This window comes from Gordonibacter sp. (genome assembly GCF_036667095.1).
Lineage (GTDB): Bacteria > Actinomycetota > Coriobacteriia > Coriobacteriales > Eggerthellaceae > Gordonibacter.
This window is the reverse complement of record NZ_JAVWUP010000131.1, coordinates 1-7066: the sequence shown is the minus strand read 5'-3', so window position 1 is coordinate 7066 and position 7066 is coordinate 1. Positions and strand designations below refer to the sequence as shown.

The following is a 7066-nucleotide window of genomic DNA, read 5'->3' as shown; positions in this document are numbered from 1 at the left end:
TCAACCCCACATCACGGAATGCAAACCCACCATTCCTCAGCATGCGAAACAAGTATAATGAACGTATGTTTCCACCTCTTGAGCCAGCAACGGCACGCGCAGCAGCTACACGTCCCCCAAGCAGGCTCAGTCCTTTGCCCAGCGTCTCGACCGCGTTAGGTTGAAAGGTTGAAGATGACACACGAAAACGATCCTTCTAATGCGAAACCCGCCGGTGGAACATCCGCACGCGGGGCGGGGCTCTCACGCCAAGAGTTGCAGGCCATCGCCATTCAGAGCGGCGTACAAATCATGCGCTACAACCTGAGCACCCGGGTGGCAGAGCGCTTTTACAACGCGCCAAAGCTCTACGGCGTTCCCATCATCGAGGAGAACGTTCCCGAATCCGTCATCGCGCGCAGCTTCGTCTCGGAAGATACCGTAGATGCCTACCGCAGCCTGTTCACCAACGCTATAGCTGGCAAGCCGTCCGGTTCCGCCGATGCGAAGATCCGCCTCGCAAGCGGCGAATATCGTTGGCATCATGCCGACTACGCGCTCATCTATGACGACCAGGGGGAACCAACGCACGCCATCCTTACGTTCCACGAAAACTCGGCAGAGCGAGAGCTCCAGTTCAAGTACGCAAAATGGCGTTCAGGACTCTCGGCGCTTCTCGAGGAGAGCATTCTCTACACGGAAGCGAACATCACGAAAAACGAAGTGGATCTCCAAGAGGGTACGTCCTTCTATCGCCGCGAAGGCGACGACGCGGCTTCCTACGACGCCTTCGTGCATTACGGTGCCCGGCGGCTCGCAACCGATACGTTCCGTGCTCAGTATCTGGAGTTCTTCGATCGCAACCGCCTTATCAACTTGTTCTCCAGCAACGTCCACGAGGACACCCTCGAGTACAGCATCATGAGCGAAGCGGGCGAGGAACTATGGCTGCGCGCCAACGTACGCATGAACCGCCACCCCTCAACTGACGACATCCTACTCGTCATAGCCTACGCCGACATCGACCAGCAGCACAAAGAGTTCGAACGCCTTGCCCACATTGCCCTGCGCGATCCTCTGACGCAGATACTCAATCGCTCTGCTATGGAGAGCGATATAGAACGAAGGCTCGACCGCGCTCAGCCGGGCGAACTCCTGGCACTGTTCATCATCGACCTGGATAATTTCAAGCTGATCAACGATACCTTCGGCCATCAGCAGGGGGATACCGTGCTGCGGCAGACTGCCGATGCCCTCACGCAGGCATTCGACGCCGAAGGCATCATCGGTCGACTCGGCGGCGACGAGTTCGTCGCGTTCGTTTCGTCCCTATGCAACGAGTACGACGCCATACGTCTTGCCGACCGCGTTGTCAGCACCCTTCAGTTCTGCATCCGGAATAACCAGCATGCTGAGATCTCTGCAAGCGTCGGCGTTGCCCTCACCCGAGGCGGATGCGCCTTCGACAAGCTCTACCAGCAGGCTGACGAAGCGCTCTATCTGGCAAAACGCGCCGGCAAATGTCAGTACCATATCGTTTCCGTGGATCAAGCCGACAGCATGGCGAACAAGGCCCCCAAGCAGAAGGACCTCGGCCTCGTGCAACTGCATTCCCTGCTCGAGCACATGGATGCCGGCATCGCACTTGGCAAGGTGGACAAGCAGGAGCCGCGCAGCATCAGCGTCGTCTACGACAGTCCGAGTTACTTCAAAAGCATGGGGTACACCGAAGAACTCGCCGCAACCAATCAGGCCTGGCTGCTCACCTACGTCGTGAAAAGCTATCTGCCCGGACTGCAGCAGAAGATCATCTTCACCGCCGATACAGGCGAGGCGACGGAGTACCTCTACCAAATACAATTGCCCGAAATGAAGCAACCCGCATGGAGGTATGTCCGCCTCAGCCGCATCCCCGGTGACGACAAAGACTGCAACTACGTCATAGCCGCCATTACGGATTTGTCGAACATTGTCTGTGTGAACGGCATACCCCGTCTGATCGAGTAACAACGCGGCCGTGCCTTCCGACTCGCTAGGTACCGCAAGAAACAAAAAAGGCCGGAGACGTTTTCAGCTTCCGACCTGTAGTTTCTGGTCGCGGGGACCGGGTGTTGCCGAATCAACCCTTCGCCAGATCAGCCAAGCGATCGGCTCGTCCATCGAGCCCAGAATCATCCCGGAAATAAAACGCTTTCGGACGATGAGGGACATGACTACATACGAATGGCTTTCCAAGGCAGCGAAGCTCCTTATGCATGCAAGGGAACTTACCGCATACGCACTGCCGACGAAGACATCATCATGACGGCTGCGCAAATTGAAGCCGCAATGGCTGTGCGCATCGAGGCAAAGGATCCGTGGGACGGACGCATGCCCGGCAGGCCGATATCTGATGTGGATGAGGAAACGCTTCGCGCATATGTGAAGCGAGGTAACGCCAAAGGGCGCATCCCCTTCGAGTTTACCGCTGCCGAAGACGTGCTCAGCCGCCTGGGCCTGCTGCGCAACGACGGGCTCACCAATGCTGCTGACGCGCTGTTCTGTCCGTCCAAGATCATTCGCCTGAAGGTGGGCATCCTGGCAACCCATTCGCGTACCGAAATCCTCAACTTGCACCAAGAAGAAGGAACCGTATTTGATTTGGTGAACAAAGCGGCGGCCTACATCCTAAACAACACGCGCCGCCGATTCGTGATAAACGACAGCGGTCCGCGCGACGAGATTCCCGAGCTTCCCACCAAAGCAGTTAAGGAAGCATTAATGAACGCCTTCGCTCACCGTGATTGGACTTCTGTCGGCAGTGTGCAGATCGACATCTTCAACGATGCGGCGGAAATCCTGAGCCCCCAGTTGATTCATAGAGGGGCAGGACCCCGAAGAACACCTTGCGGGTACAAGCACTTCCTCGAAAACCCGCAACGCGCTCATCACGAAAGCGTTCTACCGCTCGAGAGACATCGAGTCATACGGCACGGGCATTCCCCGCATCAAAGTTCGCAAGGTCGGCCCGTCGGACTACAACCTGTTTCAAACGGCAGATATGTTCTGCGCACTACGACTTCTAACGGAGAAGCTAGAATCCTAAAGATGCAGGCTAATCACACAAGACGTTATTCGCAAAGAAGGCGCGAAAGCTCTTCGACAGACTCGACGATATGCGTCGCTCCGTTTGCGACGAACTCATCGCGCAGGCCATAACCGTAAAGTACGCCAATGGAATCGATTCCGTTCGACCTTGCGCCAACCATATCATGGCTTCGATCACCCACCATGACGAACTTCGCACGATCTGCCTCGGCGAAATGGGCGATAACATCGGCAACAATGTCGGATTTCGCGGTACGCGTGCCATTCAGTTCGCTGCCGAGAGCAAAGTCAAAGTATCCGTCGAGACCGAAATGCTCTAGGATACGCAGCGCATACACCGTAGGCTTCGAGGTAGCCAGCGCAATAGAGGCCCTCGCTCCCTTGAGCGAGACGAGCAGTTTTTCCACCCCAGGATAAACCGCGTTCTCATACAAGCCCTTAACTGCGAAGCGCTCACGATACTTAGCTATAACAAGATCGATCCGATCATCACCTATACCGTAAACCTCTTGGAAAGAACTTTTCAGAGGAGGCCCGATGAACGATCGCAGCTTGGCGCGATCATATTCCTCGATGCCAAAAGAAGAGAGGGCGTATCGAATGGACTGCGTTATGCCCTCCTCAGGATCGGTGAGCGTCCCATCCAAATCGAACAGAACATACTCGTACTTCATGAAGACCTCCTCCCAGAGCGTTTTACGCGATCTCGATCATGCGACCCTCATGACGAGCATCTGCCTTGGGGAAGCCTTCGGCAGGATATCCCACAATACAGTTTCCGATTCCCACATATCCCTCGGGAATGCCAAGCTCGTCATAAAAAGCCTGGCCTTCCTCCCCTTCGAACTGCTCCTTGGCGCAATGCACCCAGCACGAGCCCAAGCCTTCCGCTCGAGCAGCGAGCATAAGCGTCGCCATGGTGAGGCTACCATCTTGCAGATAGGTGCCCGTATCGACCTTAGCAAGCACCGTCAAAACAACAGGAGCGCCGTAGAACGGATCGCTCTGCTGACCACGAACCGCTGCGTTCAAAGCCGACATTCTTTCGCGCACACCCCTGTCGCTCACCGCAACGACGATCGTCGATTGCATGCCGTTTCCGCTAGCGGCGAAAAGGCCCGCATTGCATATCTTGCGCACCACGTCGACCGGAACCTGCTTATCGGAGTAATCCCTGATAGACCTGCGGCCAAAAATCGCTTCAAAAGTTTCCATCCCATACTTCCCTTCATATATTCAAGAGTCGCGCCCAAACCCAATTCGCGCCCAAGCCGCGATAAACGCAATGCACCCTACGGTCGATCGGCTTCAGCAGCCTCGAGAGTCCTCTGCTTGCGTAGTACGCCGTTCAATCCAATCGACACCACAACGCCGAACGCAAAGAATGCCGGTGCCATGAGCAAGCCTGCCGTAAGGCCGCAGCTTGCTCCTACAAGGGCAACCGAATAGGGCGAGATAATAGAACCGATTCTCCCAACGTTGAACGTTGTACCAGATCCGTAAGCCCTTGTGCGCTCGGGATAGGCCTCTGCGAAAAGAATCGAATTGAGACATCCGCAACCGCCCTGGCCAAAGTACAACAACGGCCCGAGTACAAGCAGATAGTTACCGCCCGGCAACGCTATGTAGGCCAAGAGCGCCACCGCCGATAGCGCATAGGCAGCAACCATCGCCTTGCCAGAACCAACCTTCGATCCTACAACACCCCAAATGAGGTATCCCGCCAAGCCGCCGAAGTAATTTAGTATCGAGAAATTCGTCATCTGACTTATGTCGAAGCCGCGATCAGTCATGAGCCAAGACGGAATCCAGGTATTCATCGCCCAGCAAGCAGCCATGTTGCTGAAGCTGGCAAAAATGGCAAACAGCGTGATCCATTTGTAATTACCCACAAGGATCTCGTTGAGCTTGACCTTCTCGACGTTCTTGGATGTCTTTGCCTGGAAAGCAGGAACTAGATGCCGATCATCGGGAATGGCGAACTGGGCAATAAGAGCAACCACAAGCGAAAGACCCGCGGTAACGAATATCCACCTGAAGTCGACAACGAGCATAAGCTTACCCATAAAGCTTGCAGCGATACCCGCAATCGGGAACGTAGAAAACGTCACGCCTGTAATTTTCGCGCGGTGCCCGGGAGCCCAATGCTGCCAAATGAGAGCATGAATAGGACCCATGATACCGCCAATGCCCATTCCCGTAAAAACGCGCAAAGCGAACCACGCCGGAAAGCTGGATACGAAGACAACGGCAAGCGAGCCAATGCCGATCCAGGCAGTGCACACCACAAGGCAAAGCTTGTTGCCCCAATTCGAAGCAAAGCGCCCCAAAAACACGCTGCCGATAACGGCTCCGAGCATTGTAGCCGACGAGAGCAAGCCGCCTTGAGCCGTCGTCATATTCAGATCACCGAGAATACTCTGCATCGTGATTCCTAGAATATACATGTCATAGGAATCGAAGAAGTACGCTGCGGCGCAGCAAGCAACAACTGCCCAACGTGCTTTTGTTCCGGGAGACCCCTTTGCAATGTAAAACGCATCGTTTTTCATGCTACCCTCCCAATTTCTATCTTGGGAGTGCGGGCGGGATTAAACCCGCTGCACGCACTTCGATATATACCGACAAAGACCGGCGGCGCGCGCTGCGGTACCCATTGCCCGCACCCTCACGCTGCCGCCGACCAAAACGACGAGCTTACTTCTCGGTGCCCCCATCAGACTCCCCGTCAGGCTCAAGAATCTCCTGAGACTCGAGACTCTCCTGCTTTTTTACGAAGCGGTTAAGACCGAAACCGAACAGACCACCCACCGCATAGAATATCGGAACGGTAGCCAAACCAGCAGTGAGGCCGAGAGCGGCACCGATAACAGCAGTGGTATAAGGTGAGATGATGGAGCCGATACGACCAACATTAAAGCAAGTACCAGCACCATACGCCCTGATGAGACGAGGGAACGCAGCTGCGAAGGTAATGGAACACATAACGTTAACAGCCTGGCAGAAATATACGACAGGACCCCAGTAGAACAGCAGGTCGGTACCGGGCATGATGATATAGACAACCATAGCCGCCGCAGTCGCAAAGTAGCCTACGATGAGAGACTTGGGATTGGTAATCTTCTTGCCCAACCAAGACCAGAAGAAGTAGCCCAAAAAACCGCCGAAGTAGTTGACCATAGAGAAGTTAGCCATAATCTCAGTGGTTAGACCGCGCTCGTTCATAAGCCAAGAGGGCAGCCATGTGCCGAGCGCCCAAACGCCCGCCATGTTCATAAAGCTCACGATGATAGCAAAAACGGTAACGAACTTGAGGTTACCCTCAAAAATGGATCCGAAACCGACGCTTTCACCCTTCTTAGCCTGCAAAGCAACCTGCTCGGCGCTGAGCTTGTCGCTCGGAACGAAAAGCATGAGCAGAGCAGGGATGATGACGAGGCCGCACACAAGCCAAACCATCGTATAGTCGCCCGCGAACGTCTTGGTGACGAACGATGCGGAAAGACCTGCAATCGGAAAGCTCGAGAGAATGAATGCCGTAGCGGTGTTCTGATGCTTTCCCGCCCAATGATCGGCAGCAATCGTGACCACAGGGCCGAGCTGCGCGCCGTATGCCAGGCCGTTGATGAATCTGATGACGAGCCATGCATTATAGTCAACCACCTGCGAGCAAGCGATGCAGCAAAGGCCGATGACCACGCCAGAAGCGATGATCACGTTACGGGGTATGAAATTCTAGGCGGTGCTGAAGCGGTACCAATTCGGTTTACTCGTAGTACCAAGTCCGTTGATCGCCGGTACCAAGTTTTGTTGATTGATGGTACCGAAGCGGGTTACTACTCACAAAGAATGGTGTCGCCTCAACCATGTCTGCAAGTCGTCCCTCTATAAATGGATGGCGCGGTTTCGCGAGGAAGAGCCAGAATGCTTTCCTCGTCGCAATTGATACTTCTCGACTCGTGCCCCGTCCGCTTCGATTACGGTGTCGTTGATGCCCTCG

The 7066-nt window shown here is 55.0% G+C and carries 6 protein-coding genes; 2 read left to right on the top strand and 4 right to left on the bottom strand.

Translation table 11 applies throughout. The annotated features are described in order from the left end of the window. Nucleotides 1-174: 174 nt before the first annotated feature. Both RR842_RS10520 and RR842_RS10515 read left to right on the top strand, forming a co-directional pair. Nucleotides 175-1986 (top strand): diguanylate cyclase, encoded by a 1812-nt coding sequence (locus RR842_RS10520; RefSeq protein WP_332723310.1) that lies wholly within the window; start codon nucleotides 175-177, stop codon nucleotides 1984-1986. 294 nt (nucleotides 1987-2280) lie between these two features. After that, complete coding sequence (locus RR842_RS10515; RefSeq protein WP_332729706.1) at nucleotides 2281-3177, top strand: hypothetical protein; 897 nt, start codon at nucleotides 2281-2283, stop codon at nucleotides 3175-3177. Here the strand turns inward: RR842_RS10515 and RR842_RS10510 are convergent. The 4 genes from RR842_RS10510 to RR842_RS10495 all read right to left on the bottom strand — a co-directional run bounded on the left by RR842_RS10510 (nucleotide 3090) and on the right by RR842_RS10495 (nucleotide 6783). Continuing rightward, the gene (locus tag RR842_RS10510) at nucleotides 3090-3740 is read right to left on the bottom strand and encodes an HAD hydrolase-like protein (protein WP_332729705.1); all 651 of its coding nucleotides are present in this window, start codon (nucleotides 3738-3740) and stop codon (nucleotides 3090-3092) included. The two genes, RR842_RS10515 and RR842_RS10510, sit on opposite strands and share 88 nt — an antisense overlap. A 22-nt stretch (nucleotides 3741-3762) precedes the next feature. Continuing rightward, nucleotides 3763-4281, bottom strand: a complete 519-nt coding sequence (locus tag RR842_RS10505) for a nitroreductase (RefSeq protein ID WP_332723291.1) — start codon at nucleotides 4279-4281, stop codon at nucleotides 3763-3765. Between the two features lie 77 nt (nucleotides 4282-4358). Next, nucleotides 4359-5618, bottom strand: coding sequence for an MFS transporter (locus RR842_RS10500; RefSeq protein ID WP_332729704.1), 1260 nt, complete (start codon nucleotides 5616-5618; stop codon nucleotides 4359-4361). A gap of 145 nt (nucleotides 5619-5763) precedes the next feature. Then, nucleotides 5764-6783: an MFS transporter gene (locus tag RR842_RS10495; RefSeq protein WP_332729703.1), complete on the bottom strand. Its 1020-nt coding sequence runs from the start codon at nucleotides 6781-6783 to the stop codon at nucleotides 5764-5766. Between the last annotated feature and the right edge of the window lie 283 nt (nucleotides 6784-7066).